Genomic DNA, 15,173 nt, shown 5'->3' on the forward strand with positions numbered 1-15,173 from the left:
AGAGCTGACTTCACTCAGAAGTCAGCTCTGCTCATTTTCCAGAAGTCGGTCCAGTTCCTCGCGCTTGAGGTGGGTCCAGCCCTCATCCTGTTCAATTTTTTGTTCTTTCAGGAGCTTCCCAAGCGCCCGTTTAAAGCTCGCTTTACTCATCGCAAACTTTTCCCGGATAATGTCCGCCGGCGTGTCGTCCGTGTACGGCATCGCACCTCCACGGTCTGCCATGTACTGAAGCAGCCGTTTTGCATCCTCGCCGTACTGCACTTCCTTTGGCGCCCGCATCGAGCCGTTCAAACGCCCGTCCTCCCGTACGAAGCTGACACGGCAGCGAACGGTCTGACCCAGACGCAGCTTCTCCGTCATTTCCTCCCGATGGATGAACAACACGTGTTCATCCTCCGTAAACAGGAAAGCGCCTGCCTGGATGACCTTGTAAACCGTACCTTCCACCCATTTGTTGTGCATCTCCCTGCCCGCAGGAACAGCGAAAGCCTGAATCTCTTCCTCCGTCACCGGTTTTGCCAGCAGTCTTCCGTGCCTGTCCCGCTTCAACGTAACCAGCAGCCGGTCTCCAGGTCGCGGCCACTCATCGCGCAGCTTGGGCAAATCGTCGACGAACAGCAGCAGATCCTTTTTCACACCGTTGTGCAAAAACACGCCCATCTTCGGGGCGATGTCCACCACCTCAAGCCAGCCGTATTCGCCCAGGCGCACAATCGGCATCTCCATGGTGGCGGCCAGACGATTTTCGTGGTCGTGGTAGAGGAACACTTCTATTTCATCCCCTACGTGAAGGGGAGCACCGGTCGCTTCGTTTTGATGAAGCAGAATCTCCGCGTCATCCTCTTTCAGAAAGTAGCCAAACTCCGTTTTTTTCGACACCGGCAGCGTCACAATCATCCCTGCCTGCAGCCGACCGGCAGGTTTCGGAATCGTTACTCTCTTCCCCTTATGAGGTTGGACGGCCTTTCCGCGCGCAGATCGCTGCTCTCTTTTCTGCCTGTACACACAACCACATCCTCATTCTCTCACTCAACTTCATCCCTAACTATAGCCTTCCCACTCCGCCATTTTCCACAACTTTTTTTCGCCATGCTGCTGGAATCGTGATAAAATAGGCAAGTCTGCATCTCCGAGACATACATATAAAATGCGTTCAAACGTCTAATGAGGTGAGATCACATGAATCTATGGGAACTTTTTGTAGCCTTTGTCTTAGGGCTCGTTGAAGGACTGACGGAATTCGCACCCGTATCCTCTACCGGTCACATGATCCTCGTTGATGATATCCTGCTGAAATCAAAAGAGTTGTTGTCACCACCGGTTGCAAACACATTCAAGGTTGTCATTCAGCTAGGGTCCATATTGGCTGCGGTTATTGTCATGAAAGAGCAATTCCTAAGTTTGCTCGGCTTACAGAAACAGGCAACAAAAAGCGAAGCGCGGGGACCGAAGCTATCCTTAATGAAGGTGTTCGTCGGTTTGCTTCCCGCCGGCGTACTGGGAGTCTTGTTTGACGACTACGTGGATGAGTATCTTTTTTCTGTGAATACCGTGCTCTTCGGGTTAATTTCGGGCGCTGCCCTGTTGTTGGCGGCTGATTGGTTCCGCCCAAAGAGTCCCCAAGCAAACACGGTTGATGACATTACCTATAAACAAGCGTTCATCATCGGATTATTTCAGTGTATCTCCATATGGCCAGGATTCTCTCGTTCAGGTTCCACCATATCCGGGGGAGTACTGGCGGGATTGAGTCACCGTGCTGCCGCAGATTTCACCTTTATCATGGCCGTTCCCATTATGGCAGGGGCCAGTTTTCTGTTCCTGGTGAAGAATTGGGAGTACTTCACACTTGATGTGCTGCCATTTTTTATCGTTGGATTTATCAGTGCGTTCGTATTCGCTTTGATCTGCATCCGCTTCTTTCTCAAACTTATTAACAGAATCAAACTGGTCCCGTTTGCCCTCTATCGCATTGCGCTTGCTGCCGTGATTTATTGCTTCTTTTCCTGATTACCTGTCCTCCATTGCCAGCTTAAGGCCCATCGCGATCAGCAACGTGCCGGTGATTCCTTGAAACGTCTTCTGCGTGGCTGGCTTGTGAAACATCGTCCGCATCGCATCAATCAGCCAAATGTAAAGGGTCAGCCAGAGCAGGCCTAAAACGGCGTAGGTAAAACCCATCAGGAAAATTTGTGAAAACGTATTTTCTGCCGGATTGACGAACTGAGGCAAGAAGGTCAAAAAGAACACGGCGACTTTGGGATTGAGAACGTTGGACAACAGCCCCTGCCGAAAGCCGGATGGGGCATTCTGCGTTTCGTTCTTGTTTCCCGTTGGATCTGCTTGATGACGCCCCTTTCGCAGTGAGATGAGCGACTGAACCCCCAAAAAGACGAGATAGCACGCCCCGATGTATTTGACGATTTCAAATAACAGGGCGGATTGGGCAATGATGGCGGAAATCCCCAGCGCTGCCGCCAGCATGTGCACCAAAACTCCTGCCGTAATACCGAAAACGGCAGCCATTCCTCCCTTTTTTCCATGAGACAGCGTATTTTTGGTCACGAGCGCCACATCCGCTCCCGGCGTAATGATCAAAGCAAGCGACATCAACACAAATACGGTATAGCCTTCCATCTCCGATCTCCCTCACTTCTTTTTCTGTGTGTCATTTCCTTTCATAGGTTATCAGATTTTTCCATAGGAAAAAACCCAGCAAGCCTAAAAACCGGCTGGGTGTGCGCCTTTCGGGTCGATTTACCGAATTTTCTCCCTGTCGCTCGCGTATCGTCTGGCCGCCAGTTTCGCAACCAAAAACACGATCCCGTAGAAGGCAGTCGCCAAAAGCGATGTGGCCAGCCAGGTATCGGTTCCCAGCAGAAGGTACAGCAAAGCGTGTCCGGCAAAAATGCCAATAAGCCATACGAGGATGTTCATCCGATTGATAAACGTGAGTAAATTTCGCAAAAACGGTCACCTCCGCAAAAATCAACACTATGATTGTTATTGCCATTGTGAAGGCAAGTTATCCCTGATTCCACTTGTCGGTCTGCACAGCAAAACCCGCTCGCTCCAGAATTTCCGCCAGCACGTCCAGAGGGGTATTGGCCACCTGGGTAAATATCTTTTTGGTGTAGAGGTGTGTCACGTAAGGAAAGTCTTCCTCCAGTTGGGCCCGAAGTTTTTTGCCGCTGTAATCTTCGTCCGTGAACACAAATGTCTCGGCTGCCTGTTCGATTTTTTCCGCCAGCTGCTGTGCTTTTTCGGCGCTGTATGAACCATTCGTGCAATAGATGGATACCGGTTCGGCCAGAACCTGAAGTAACCGCTGTTTATCCGTTTTGCCCTCGACGATGATAATGCGTTCTTCCATCGGTTCCCCCCCTTGGTGGCGATGCTGCATCGATTTGCTTTCCTTTTAGTATAACGAAGCGGACCCGTTCGAATGAACCGCATCGATGACTTGCAAAAAATGGCTGTTTATCCTTGCAGCATGGACGGAAACGTAAGGATATCACAGCACCGAAAGGAGCGAAAGCGTTCATGGCAAAGTGGAAAAGCGCAAAAAACCTGAATCAAAAAGGGCTCGCCGTAACCGGACTGACCAGCAGCACCGTTGCAGACGACACCCACACGGAATCCAATCAAGGTTCATCCCATAAGCAGCAAAAGAACCAACGCTGATTTATCATCATACAGGAAACCTTTTGTCAAGGCTTCCTGTTTACTTTCCAACTGGTTCCTGCTATTCTGATAAAAATCTTTTTTCAGATTGTTATTGGATCGAACAGGGAGTTGTCATTCGTGGAACCGTCTTTATGGAAAAATCGCTCGTTTCTGCTTCTGTGGATGGCACAGGTCACGGCCAACATCGGTGACCAGTTTTACGGTATTGCCTTGCTCTGGTATTTGCTGCAAAAGACGAAATCGGCTTCAGCCCTAAGTCTGATTGCGATCCCGGAGATGATTGCCGGGTTCCTGTTTTATCTGATAGGGGGCGTGCTGGCTGACCGCTACAGTCCCCGAACCTTGATGGTGAGCGCGGACGCTGCGCGTATCGTCATCGTGGTAATGGTTGGGCTGATGGTTGCGTCCGGTGTAGATGAGTTCTCCTTTTTCCTGACAGCCCAGTTTTTCATCGGGGTATTCTCCACCCTCTTCCACCCGTCCAAAACGGTCGCGCTAAAAGCGGTAGTGCCGATAGAACAGCTTAGCCGAGCCAACGCGATCCTCGACACGACGTTTCGCACCATTCGCATCCTCGCCCCCATGACGATCGGTCTGCTTGCCGCAGTTGTCCCCATTGCCAGCCTGTTTTTCGTGAACGCTGCCAGCTATCTGCTGTCCGCCTGTTTTGTCTACGCGATCGGAAAAGCGCTCCTGAATGGCCACGCGGCCGGAGGCACCCGGATGACAGCAGGACAGTACTGGCGTGACATCGGCTCTGCGGTTCGCGAGTTGACACACAACCGGCTGCTGTTTTACATCCTTCTGTTCAGCAATATGGGCTTTATCGTCTGGCAGGTATGCTGGAGCGTCGGTTTACCCGTCCTTGCTGATACGATGGGAAAAGGCGACGCCGGCATGCTTGGTGTGCTGGTTGGATGCTACGGAGCGGGCAACCTGCTGGGCAGCCTGTACATGGCCAGACTGACATACCACCGCCACCTGTTCGTCATCCTGATGGGCTGGCTGATTCAGTCGGCCGGATTCATCTCCATGGCGTTGAGTCAGGAGGTTGCCTGGATTGTCTACCTTTCTGCAGCAATTGCCGGGGTGGGAGGTCCGCTGATTGGCATCCCAACCGTTACCGCCATCCAGACCAAAGTCGCCGATTCCAACACGGGAAAGGTTTACGCGCTCAACATGCTGCTGTTCACGTTCTTTTCCGTGATGTCCAGCAGCATGGGAGCCCTCTGGTTGGGCAGTTGGGCGGTACACCACCTTTTTCTGGTGAGCGGACTGTTCCTGGCGGCGATGATTGCCTTCGGACTCTTTCTGGAGCGAAAGGAACGACAACAACATCATCAACAAAGCCAGCTTCCCTCTGTCTAATGCAGAGGAGCTGGCTTTTTGCATCCATCAACAAAATTTTTTGAAAAATGAATTGCACTTTTCTTTATATATGTCATATAATCTGACATATATAAATTTATGTTAGATTATCTAACATGCAAAGGAGTGGATCGTATGGAACCAGCGCTTGCACAAATCACGTCAGCGGTTGACGCCACCTGGGTCATGGTGGCCGCCATTCTGGTGGTCTTCATGCAGGCCGGCTTCATTCTGCTGGAAGCGGGCTCTACCCGAATGAAAAATGCAGGCCATGTAGCAGGCAAGACCGTCCTCACTTTCGGTATCTGCGCTTTGACGTTCTGGGCACTGGGTTTTGGACTTACCTTCGGAAACGGCAACCCGTTTATCGGGCTGACCGGATTCTTCTTCGACGGAACGGAGGAGACAGCGGCGACCGCCTATGAATCCCTCTCCTTTGCCAAAATTCCGGTCGGGATCAAGTTTCTGTTTCAACTTGCTTTTGCCGGCGTTTCCCTGGCGATCGCCTGGGGCGGTTTCGCCGAGCGGGCAAAGCTTTCCGTTTACTTCGTCTTTGGCGTGCTCTTCACCGTCTTGATCTATCCGGTAATCGGCCACTGGATCTGGGGCGGAGGCTGGCTGGCTGGACACGGAAAACAGGACTTTGCCGGTTCAACCGTGGTTCACCTGACGGGAGCAACGGCCGCTCTGGTGGCAACCATCATGCTGAAGCCGCGCATCGGCAAATACAACAAGGACGGAAGCTCCAACCTCATCCCCGGTCACAATCAGGTGTATACCACGCTCGGCGTCATGATTCTGTGGATCGGCTGGTTCGGCTTTAACGCAGGATCGACATTCGGCTCCGTGTCAGGTCTGTTCGGCCATGTGGCTCTAACCACCAACCTGGCGGCTGCAGCCGGCGCCGTGGCAACGCTGCTCATCTCCTGGGCTGTGATGGGGAAGGCAGACATCCCGAGCATGCTGAACGGCGTTCTCGCAGCATTGGTGGCAATAACCGCTTCCTGCGCTTTCGTCGATCCGTGGGCATCCATCGTAATTGGTGCTGTGTCAGGTATTCTTACATTCTTTACTTCCATCTGGTTCGATCGGATGGGTGTTGATGATCCGCTTTGCGCCTTTTCTGTTCACGGCATCGCCGGTATCTGGGGAACGCTGTCCAACGGCTTCTTCGCTACCCCTGCCCTGGTAGAAAAAGTGGGCATCGGTCAGCCGGGATTGCTTTATGGGGGCGGATTCCATCAGCTCGGTGTGCAAGCGTTAGGTGTATTCAGCTCCCTGATTTATGTGCTGGTCGTCTCTTACATCATCCTCGCCATAATGAAGGCAACGATGGGATTGCGTGTAACGGAGGAAGAAGAGGTGGTGGGTCTTGATGTCAGCGAACACGGGGGATACGGTTATCCCGAACTTCTCCAACCGGAACGAGTCATCAACGCCAAACGGGAGAGTAGAGCCTATCATTCTCTCACTTGAGCAGAATCAACGGATTGCCAATACAACCAGTTTTCGCGAGTTGTCGTCGCTTCGCCGGGAACTATTGGACATCTCCGGAATCACCCGGCTGAAGCGGGCCGGAGAGTTGGCTCCATTGGCCGTTTTGGTCAACATGATTCACGATCGGCTTATTCGGCAAAGTGTTGAGCTCTCGGTTCGAAAGCTGGAAGAGTTGGGACTGGGGAGACCACCCGTCCCCTACGCTTTTCTGTTATTCGGAAGCGGTGGGCGGCAGGAGCAGGCGCTTGTCAGCGACCAGGACAACGGCCTGGTTTACCAGCTGCCCCCTCATCTCAACAAGGGAGAACGGGAAGAGGTGCACAAATACTTCCACCTGTTTGGCGCCTCCATCGTCCAGGGGCTGGAGGAGGCGGGATACCCGCCCTGCCACGGTAATGTTACCTGTGTCCACAACCGCTGGCGCGGAAGCATCGAGCAATGGATCGCACTGTATGACGACTGGCGCAACAATCCCACATGGGAAAACGCCCGCTATCTGCTTCTTGCCGGGGATGCACGGGTCTTAACTGGAGATGCTTCCATCTTCGCGCCCGTCGAAGCACACTATTATCAGCAGTTGATAAACAACCCGCTGCTGCTGTCGCGTCTGGCAAGCAACACGCTATACCACCGCGTCCCTCTCGGCTGGTTCGGACGTATCACCACCGAGGTACAGGGTCGGTATCGAGGGGCCATCAACCTGAAAAACGGCGTGTACCTCCCCTTTGTCAACTGTGTCCGACACTACGCCCTTGCCTGCGGCGTCCGCGCGACGACTACACTGGAAAGGGCAGCGGCGCTGCGGGAGAAGGGAATCTGGCCGGAAGAATTCAGCCGATCAGTCGAACACCACTTCCGCCAGCTGTTGGGACTGCGGCTTTTGCCGCCGCTGCACTGGCAAGATGAACAGTATCTCAGCAACAGCTATATCAAACTGTCCGAACTCCCCAAAGAAACGCTCTCCACGATCAAAGCAGCGATGAAACTGGCCCTGCTTCTGCAGAAAATGACAGCCAAACTGCCTCACGGTAACTTGTAAGCGAGGAGAGGAGCCATGAAACCATCGCGAAATCCCTTTCACCGATTGTGGAACTTCAGCCGGGACGCAGGGCTGCCCAGCACACTTTCGTCTCCGGGTACAACCGCTGATCCCCGTCAGCTCGCCTTTCTTCGGTCGATGAAGAAGGATCTGCTCCAGCAGAACAGTGGGACCATTCCGCTGCAGAAGCTGGAAGTGGTGGTGGTGGACCTGGAGACTACCGGATTTTATCCTGACCATGGGGACGAGATCCTCTCCATCGGGGCAGTTGCCATGAGAGGAAGCGAGGTACTCCAGGGAGAATCATTTTACAGTCTGGTTAATCCCAGACGAGGCATTCCCGAACATATCGCTTCTTTAACCGGAATCAAGCCTGGAATGGCAGAGGGAGCTCCCGAACTGATCGTCGTCCTCTCCCGCTTCTTCCAATTCGTCGGGAACCGCCTGCTTGTCGCCCATCACTCCCGGCATGAACGCGAATTTTTACGGGCAGCTCTGTGGAAAACGAGCCGCGCCAAATTTACCCACCGCCTGCTGGACACGATGCTGTTGATTCGCCTGCTGAACGGCCCGCTCGGCAACACCTCTCTCGACGCCCTGTGTGCGGCCCATCAGATTGAGATATCCAGGCGCCACCACGCGTATTGCGATGCCTTTGCAGCCGCCGCTCTCTGGGGTATTTACGTGGAGAAGGCGATCCGACAGGGGTACCATGACCTTCAACAGGTTTACGCAGACATTGGATACAGGTAAACCCGTTAATAGCCACCTGCCCGGAAATAAAAATCATTCTTCCATTTCGAGCTTCGACCACACCGTACAAAGATATTGACCGCTTCAGGATTCATCCTGGAGATGGACTCCAGGTTTGCGGTTCCTTTCTCCCAATCCAATCCGCGCATGATTTTCTGATAGCTGCCTTTGCTTCCTGCGTGCTGGAGTATATCCGCAATAGACGCAGCACAAGGAAATAAAGAATATCAATGCAGAATCGACATAATCTTCCTCTTTTCGGCAGGGATTTCCGCCCCTGTAAAGAAATGTACTGTCAACACCATACGGCGGAGGAGATTCAAGATGAAGATCGTGCTGTTATCTCCCAAGGGACCCTTGTACAAACACAAAACCGGAATCTTCAAAAAAAATTTGCGAGTCCAACCACTTACCCTCACGACTCTCGCTGCCTACGTTCCCCCTGAATTGAACGCAACGGTCGAGATCTACGACGAAGGTATCGGTGAGATTGATCTCAACATAGAAGCCGATTTGATCGGAATCACGGCCATAACCGGAACGGCTCCTCGATCGTATGAGCTGTCCGCCCATTTTCGCAGCCGCGGTATTCCGGTGGTGCTGGGAGGCCCGCACGTCACGCTGATGCCTGAGGAGGCGATACAGCATGCCGATACGATTGTGACAGGTTATGCGGAGCAGACGTGGCCCCAGCTTCTCCGCGATTTCAAATCAGGCAGGATGAAAAAACGTTACGATATGGCTCCCGATTTTAGCCTGAACGATATTGCAGAGCTTCCCTTTCCACGACGTGACTTGCTTCCAAAAAACGGCTATCTTACCCAAAATACGTTTGAAGCGACACGCGGCTGTGTCCATAGCTGTGATTTTTGTGTTGTGCCGGCTGCCTGGGGAACCAAACCGTTTCAGAAGCCGATCGACTATGTTCTTCATGATATCAAACAGATGAACGCGAAGAAATTCGTTTTCTATGATCTGAATCTGATCGCCGACAAGGAATATGCCAAAGCCTTATTCAGGGAACTGGCAAAGCTTAAAGTAAAATGGTACGGCCTTGCCACAACGTTGATGGGTTACGACGACGAGTTGTTGAAGCTGGCGCACGAGAGCGGCTGCAGCGGTCTTTTGCTCGGCTTTGAAAGCGTCTCCCCTGCTGCCTTGCGCGGAACCAACAAAAACTTCAACTCTCCCGCCAAATTCAAAGAGATTGTTAAAAAACTGCACGACTACAACATCATGGTGATGGGCACCTTCCTCTTTGGCTTGGATCAAGATACGAAAGAGACCTTTGAACTGACAGCAGAGTTCGCGATCGATTCCTGCATCGACTTGCCTCGATTCGCCATCGTTACGCCGTTTCCTTCGACCGCTCTCTATAAGCGCCTGAAAGCGGAAAACAGAATCTTGACGGAGGATTGGACGCTTTATGACGGGCAGCATGTGGTCTTTCAACCGAAAAACCTGTCCGTCGATGAGCTGTACCAAGGTCACGAATGGGCATGGAAAAAGGTATACAGCTATCCCAGCATCATGAAGCGGGTGCTTGGCTCAGGCATTCAAATCCCGCTTCAGATTACGACGAATATCGGGTATCGCTTTTACGCTTACAATCTGCATAGATTTTATACCTGCAATGCCGGGTACATCGGATAAAGGTGGGACTGCCAGTTGAAGCTTACGATCATCCATCCCTGTATTGGAAAAAGAAAAGGAGAACCTTATATCAAGCTGTGGGAGATGGAGCCCCTGCCTCCCGCGATGATTGCCGGGTTAACGCCAAAAGATGTGGAGATTGCTTTTTACGATGACCGGATCGAGCCGATTCCTTACGATGAACCGACCGATCTGGTTGCCATCAGCGTAGAAACGTACACGGCCAAACGAGCGTACCAAATTGCGACGGAATATAGGAAGAGGGGCGTTCCCGTTGTGATGGGCGGCTTTCACGCCACGCTTGTCCCTGAAGAAGTGAGCGAGTATGCCGAAGCCGTCGTAATCGGAGAAGCGGAAGGTGTATGGGAGCAGGTGATTGACGATGCGCGCCGTCATCGCCTGCAGCGCTATTATAAGCTGTCCGGCAGACCAAGCTTGGAGCGCATCCAGCCAGATCGGTCCATTTTTCAGGGAAAACGGTATTTGCCCTTACGATTGATTGAAGCCGGCCGGGGGTGTCACTTCAAGTGCGATTTTTGCGCCATCCAAACCTACTTTAACAGTACGCAAACACGCAGGCCTTGGCAGGACATTGTATCGGAGATTGAAACACTAAGGGATACGACAAAACTGTTCTTTTTTGTTGACGACAATGTGGTATCCAATATGGAGCAGGCAAAAGAGCTGTTTCGTGCCCTCATTCCGCTGAACATCAAGTGGGTCGGACAAGGCAGCATCACCTGCACGCACGATGAAGAGTTTATGCAGCTTTTAAGGGACAGCGGCTGCCAGGGACTCCTGATCGGATTTGAAAGTCTCAATCCAGCCAATCTCAAAGCGATGCAAAAAGGCTTCAATACGGCAAAGGGCGGTTTTCTTCATGCCCTGCAGAAATTCAAGGAATACGGGTTGATCCTGTATGCCACGTTTGTGTTCGGGTATGACGAGGACGTACTGGAATCGTTTGAAGAAACCGTTCATTTTGCCATCGAACACGATATCTACATCGTGTCGTTCAATCATTTGACCCCGTTTCCGGGTACACCTCTTTACAAGCGGCTGGAGCAAGAAGGACGTCTTCTCTATGAAAAATGGTGGCTCGACGACCGCTACCGGTATGGCGATGTGCCTTTTCTTCCCCGCAGGTTATCGCCCGACACTATTCGCGAAAAATGTGTGGAATCCCGAAAGAGGTTTTACAGCTTCCCCTCTATATGGAAACGAAGCTTGGCCCGGAAGACGAATGCCAGGTCCTTTTTCCTTTGGAGAAATTTCTTTATGATCAACCTCATGTTTAAAAAAGAAGCCACACAGCGGGAAGGATATCCGCTTGGTGACGAAGCCTTTGTCGGACCGCTGTTAAAAGCCAATCACCCGATCAGCAAAACACCGGAAGAAGCGGTTATTATTCCCGTATCATGAGGAGTTTCCCAAATGAAAGAGAGTTACACATTAGCCACTCGCCAAGATGATGAGGCAATCCGCCGTTTGCTGGCAAACACACCGATGGAAGGAAGCATCTCCGTCGCCTTCGAGCGGGAACCCGATTACTTCTCCGGTCTGGCTGTTGAGGGGGATGTAGGGGAAGTCATAACGGTAAAGAAAAACGATGAGCTGATCGCAATGGCCAGCCGTTCCATTCGCACCGTTTATCTAAACGGCATCCCCCAGACAGTCGGGTATCTAAGCCAACTGCGCGTGGCTGCCGAGCATCGTGACATGCAGCTGCTGGTCCGGGGTCACCACTTTTTAAAGGAAGTAAACAGGTCCGCTAGCGTTCCCCTTCATCTCGCGACGATCATTTCCGATAACCAGACGGCGATAAAAGTGCTGACCTCGCGTAAATTCGGGCTGCCGGTTTATCAGAAGCACGGACGTTTACATACGCTGGCGATCCAACTGCGCCGCAAGATGGCTGAGTATCCTTGCGATTTTGAGATCAGGCCAGGCAGTGAAGCCCTAAGCGACGAAATCATCGCTTGTTTGCAGCGAAACGGAAAAGAAAAGCAGTTTTATCCCTACTACACCAAGGCAGAGATCGCATCGCCCGAAAGAAGCCGTGATCTTTCCTGGGAGGATTTTTACGTGGCGGTGCGGGACAACCGGGTCATCGGGGTATGCGCCGTATGGGATCAACACCGTTTTAAACAAACCGTGGTGAAATCGTACAGCGGTGCCATACGCCGTTTTCGCTGGCTGTATAATCTGGGGGCAGCGTTATTCCGGTTAACGCCGCTTCCTCCGGTCAATCAACCGTTTCGTTATTTTTATCTGAGTCACATCGCGGTCGATGACAATCATCCCCATATATTTGCTGCGTTGGTGCGGAAAGTGTACAACGATTTTATCGATACGGATTATGCGTACTTTATGGTTGGATTGTTTGCGGATGATCCCCTTTGTCAGGCGGTTCTGCCGTATAAACCTATCTTGTATCAGAGCGACCTCTATCTGGTTTACTGGGAAGAGGCACAAGACGTGATCGAACAGATTGACGGACGTTTCCCTTATCTGGAGATTGCCCGATTGTAACAGGAGGATGGCATGGCAAAACTGGTCGGTACGATTTCAGCCATTCGTGACATACCTTCCGAATGGAAAGAGCAGATGTTTGACCTTCTTACACACTATTTTGACCATATCGAACGAGATCATTTTTATCGGGACTTAGCGCAAAAAAATTATGCGATTTTATTGAGAGATAAAGATCATTCGGCATTGCGCGGATTTTCTACGCTGCAATTCATTGATCTGGAGTATCAAGGCGAACCGATCAAAGTGATTTTTTCCGGCGACACGATTATTGATCAGGCCTACTGGGGAACGATGGAGCTTCCGAAGGTATGGCTGAAGGCGATCTTTTCCTTTCGTGAGGCAGAGTCACCGAAACGGTGGTATTGGTTCCTGATTTGTTCGGGGTATAAGACATACCGCTTCTTGCCGGTGTTTTTCAAGGAGTTTTATCCTCGCTTCGATAAGCCGACACCGCAAGTTGTGAAAGAAATGATTCACTTGTTTGCGGACTACAAGTTTCCTGGCGACTATGATCCGGCAACCGGTACGCTGCGGTTCAGTCATTCGCGTGAAAGGTTGAAACAAGGCGTTGCCGATATTACGGAAGATAAGTTGAAAAACGCGCATATCCGCTTCTTCGCGGAAAAAAATCCGCATCATGCTGAAGGTGCGGAGCTCTGTTGTTTATGTGAAGTGAACGAGCAGAATCTTACCTCAGCAGGTAAAAAGCTGTTGGCGATGGGGACGGGTGAATGATGCGGACGCTTGTTTATCTGGGGTGCAATCTTGTCTGGATCTCTTTTTATCTTGTTCGCTACCTGCTGTTTCGCATCTCCGTCTATTTTCCACGCCAGGTGCAAACCCGTTATCTGCGGCGGCTCGTGCGAGAAAACCGGTATACCGTTTTTGGAAGGGAGCATCAGTTTGACAACGTTGCTTCTATACCTGACTTTCAGCAGCTTGTTCCGTTGAGCACCTATGAATCGTATCAACACTATATCGAACAAATCGGCTGTGGAGATCCCTCGGTGTTGACAGAGGAACGCGTCGATCTGCTTGAGCTGTCGAGCGGATCAACGTCAGCCTCAAAGCTGATCCCGTATACGAAAGCATTAAAAAAAGAGTTTGGCAACGGGATCGGTCCCTGGATGTTCGATATGTATCTGCGGAATCCATCGCTTTTGCTGGGTACGGCCTACTGGTCGATTACACCGCTGGCGAAAATGGAGAAAACCTATACCGCAGGCGGTATCCCCATTGGTTTTGAGGAAGATTCCGAGTATTTCGGGCGAGTGGAAAAATTCCTCATTGAAACATTGATGGCAGTTCCACCGGAAGTGAAGCATGTATCATCCAACGCATCGTTTCGCTATCTTACCCTCTTTTTCTTGCTGCAAAACCGTGATCTTACGTTTATCTCTGTCTGGAACCCGACGTTTCTTTCGATTTTACTGGACGATCTACGCATGTACTGGGAGCCGCTGTTAACCGATATGAAACAAGGCAGTTTGACCCCGCCCGAGCCAATTGCCGAGAATCTCAAAGAACAGCTATTGCGGCGCGTTAAGCCTGATGAACGTAGAGCGGCCGAACTGCGAACGCTGGGATCCGCCCAATATCGGCATATCTGGCCCAAGCTGCGGCTGATCAGCTGCTGGACCGACGGCAACTCAGCATTATACGCTGAGCAGCTGCGGCAGCGGGTGAGCGGCATTCGGGTGAAAGGGAAAGGGCTGATCGCTACCGAAGGATTTATCTCTTTTCCCGTTGAAGGCACCGATTCATCTGTATTGGCGATCCGCTCCCATTTCTATGAATTTATCGATGTGGAAGAGCAAACGGGGCAAACCCATTTGGCCCATGAATTGACGGTTGGCAACCGTTATTCCGTTGTGATCACGACCGGTGGCGGATTGTATCGGTATCGACTCCAGGATGTAGTGGAAGTGACAGGCTATATGGGACGAACCCCGCTGATCCGGTTTGTCGGCAAGGCGGACAAGGTGTCCGACCACTTTGGCGAGAAGCTGAATGAACAGCATGTTTCTGAGGTTTTGGATATGCTTTGCTTGCGGCTCGCTGTTTCACCGGACTTTTTACTGCTTGCTCCTGATTGTACGTATCATACGTATCATTACACGTTGTATATCGAGACTGATCAGGAGCTGGATACGGATCGGCTTGTGGAACAGCTCGATGCAGGATTATGCCAGAATTTCCATTATGCGTACTGCCGCAGATTGGGGCAATTAACACGGCCACGGATATACAAAGTGTCTGGTTCCGGCGCCGTCTCTTATCTCCGCCGGCTGCAAGCAGAGGGGCAAAAGTTGGGCAACATCAAACCAAGTTCACTGCACGCCAAGATGGGCTGGAGTGAATGGTTTGCAGGCATCTATCTGGACAGTCCAGAGATGATACAATCAAGTGGAACATCGCCATCTGATCCAAACCTGTCCCTCCGGCATCGCTAACCGTGTTTTTCCACATCATCCAAGAAAACCCACCCGGCATTAGCTAGTTACTCCTGAAAAAATCGTTTTTTGGCAGAAGCATCTCATTGTGGTGAATCTCAGGGGGCTACCGTGTAACTGTATCCGTTAATCGTTGCTTATTTGGCCATTTGGGCTGCTCTTCTGAGGTTATGAGCCCAGATTCCGAA

Annotated in this window: 15 protein-coding genes; 11 read left to right on the forward strand and 4 right to left on the reverse strand. The window is 51.5% G+C overall.

Annotation, left to right across the window (positions count from 1 at the left end):
- Positions 1-21 precede the first annotated feature (21 nt).
- The gene (locus ACE99V_RS13725) at positions 22-897 is read right to left on the reverse strand and encodes a CvfB family protein (RefSeq protein WP_400491680.1); all 876 of its coding nucleotides are present in this window, start codon (positions 895-897) and stop codon (positions 22-24) included.
- A gap of 282 nt (positions 898-1,179) precedes the next feature.
- On the opposite strand from ACE99V_RS13725, the gene ACE99V_RS13730 reads away from it, so the two are divergent.
- The gene (locus ACE99V_RS13730; protein ID WP_400491662.1) at positions 1,180-2,010 is read left to right on the forward strand and encodes an undecaprenyl-diphosphate phosphatase; all 831 of its coding nucleotides are present in this window, start codon (positions 1,180-1,182) and stop codon (positions 2,008-2,010) included.
- On the opposite strand, the gene ACE99V_RS13735 is transcribed toward ACE99V_RS13730, so the two are convergent.
- The 3 genes from ACE99V_RS13735 to ACE99V_RS13745 all read right to left on the reverse strand — a co-directional run bounded on the left by ACE99V_RS13735 (position 2,011) and on the right by ACE99V_RS13745 (position 3,373).
- Positions 2,011-2,637, reverse strand: coding sequence for a LysE family translocator (locus ACE99V_RS13735; protein ID WP_400491663.1), 627 nt, complete (start codon positions 2,635-2,637; stop codon positions 2,011-2,013).
- A gap of 120 nt (positions 2,638-2,757) precedes the next feature.
- The gene (locus ACE99V_RS13740; RefSeq protein WP_400491664.1) at positions 2,758-2,967 is read right to left on the reverse strand and encodes a hypothetical protein; all 210 of its coding nucleotides are present in this window, start codon (positions 2,965-2,967) and stop codon (positions 2,758-2,760) included.
- 58 nt (positions 2,968-3,025) lie between these two features.
- Positions 3,026-3,373 (reverse strand): toprim domain-containing protein, encoded by a 348-nt coding sequence (locus ACE99V_RS13745; RefSeq protein WP_400491665.1) that lies wholly within the window; start codon positions 3,371-3,373, stop codon positions 3,026-3,028.
- Positions 3,374-3,543: 170 nt separating this feature from the next.
- Here ACE99V_RS13745 and ACE99V_RS13750 point away from each other — a divergent pair, with 170 nt between their 5' ends.
- The 10 genes from ACE99V_RS13750 to ACE99V_RS13795 all read left to right on the forward strand — a co-directional run bounded on the left by ACE99V_RS13750 (position 3,544) and on the right by ACE99V_RS13795 (position 14,985).
- On the forward strand, positions 3,544-3,684 hold the full coding sequence (locus ACE99V_RS13750) for a hypothetical protein (RefSeq protein ID WP_400491666.1): 141 nt from the start codon (positions 3,544-3,546) through the stop codon (positions 3,682-3,684).
- A gap of 120 nt (positions 3,685-3,804) precedes the next feature.
- On the forward strand, positions 3,805-5,055 hold the full coding sequence (locus tag ACE99V_RS13755) for an MFS transporter (RefSeq protein ID WP_400491667.1): 1,251 nt from the start codon (positions 3,805-3,807) through the stop codon (positions 5,053-5,055).
- Positions 5,056-5,190: 135 nt separating this feature from the next.
- Complete coding sequence (locus ACE99V_RS13760; protein ID WP_400491668.1) at positions 5,191-6,531, forward strand: ammonium transporter; 1,341 nt, start codon at positions 5,191-5,193, stop codon at positions 6,529-6,531.
- Entirely contained in the window at positions 6,431-7,591 is a 1,161-nt protein-coding gene (locus ACE99V_RS13765; RefSeq protein ID WP_400491670.1) for a DUF294 nucleotidyltransferase-like domain-containing protein, read from the forward strand. Before ACE99V_RS13760 ends, ACE99V_RS13765 begins: the two co-directional genes overlap by 101 nt.
- Before the next feature lie 15 nt (positions 7,592-7,606).
- Positions 7,607-8,344 carry an exonuclease domain-containing protein gene (locus ACE99V_RS13770; RefSeq protein WP_400491671.1) on the forward strand — a complete coding sequence of 246 codons (738 nt, stop codon included), beginning with the start codon at positions 7,607-7,609 and terminating at the stop codon, positions 8,342-8,344.
- 324 nt (positions 8,345-8,668) lie between these two features.
- Positions 8,669-9,997: a B12-binding domain-containing radical SAM protein gene (locus ACE99V_RS13775; RefSeq protein ID WP_400491672.1), complete on the forward strand. Its 1,329-nt coding sequence runs from the start codon at positions 8,669-8,671 to the stop codon at positions 9,995-9,997.
- A 15-nt stretch (positions 9,998-10,012) separates the two neighbouring features.
- Positions 10,013-11,419: a B12-binding domain-containing radical SAM protein gene (locus ACE99V_RS13780; RefSeq protein ID WP_400491673.1), complete on the forward strand. Its 1,407-nt coding sequence runs from the start codon at positions 10,013-10,015 to the stop codon at positions 11,417-11,419.
- Positions 11,420-11,431: 12 nt separating this feature from the next.
- Positions 11,432-12,529 carry a hypothetical protein gene (locus ACE99V_RS13785; RefSeq protein ID WP_400491674.1) on the forward strand — a complete coding sequence of 366 codons (1,098 nt, stop codon included), beginning with the start codon at positions 11,432-11,434 and terminating at the stop codon, positions 12,527-12,529.
- Between the two features lie 12 nt (positions 12,530-12,541).
- Positions 12,542-13,267, forward strand: coding sequence for a hypothetical protein (locus ACE99V_RS13790; protein WP_400491675.1), 726 nt, complete (start codon positions 12,542-12,544; stop codon positions 13,265-13,267).
- Positions 13,264-14,985 carry a GH3 auxin-responsive promoter family protein gene (locus tag ACE99V_RS13795; RefSeq protein ID WP_400491676.1) on the forward strand — a complete coding sequence of 574 codons (1,722 nt, stop codon included), beginning with the start codon at positions 13,264-13,266 and terminating at the stop codon, positions 14,983-14,985. The genes ACE99V_RS13790 and ACE99V_RS13795 overlap by 4 nt, the downstream gene beginning before the upstream one ends.
- Positions 14,986-15,173 lie beyond the last annotated feature (188 nt).

The sequence above is a fragment of the Brevibacillus soli genome, assembly GCF_044759095.2.
Lineage (GTDB): Bacteria > Bacillota > Bacilli > Brevibacillales > Brevibacillaceae > JBIYSM02.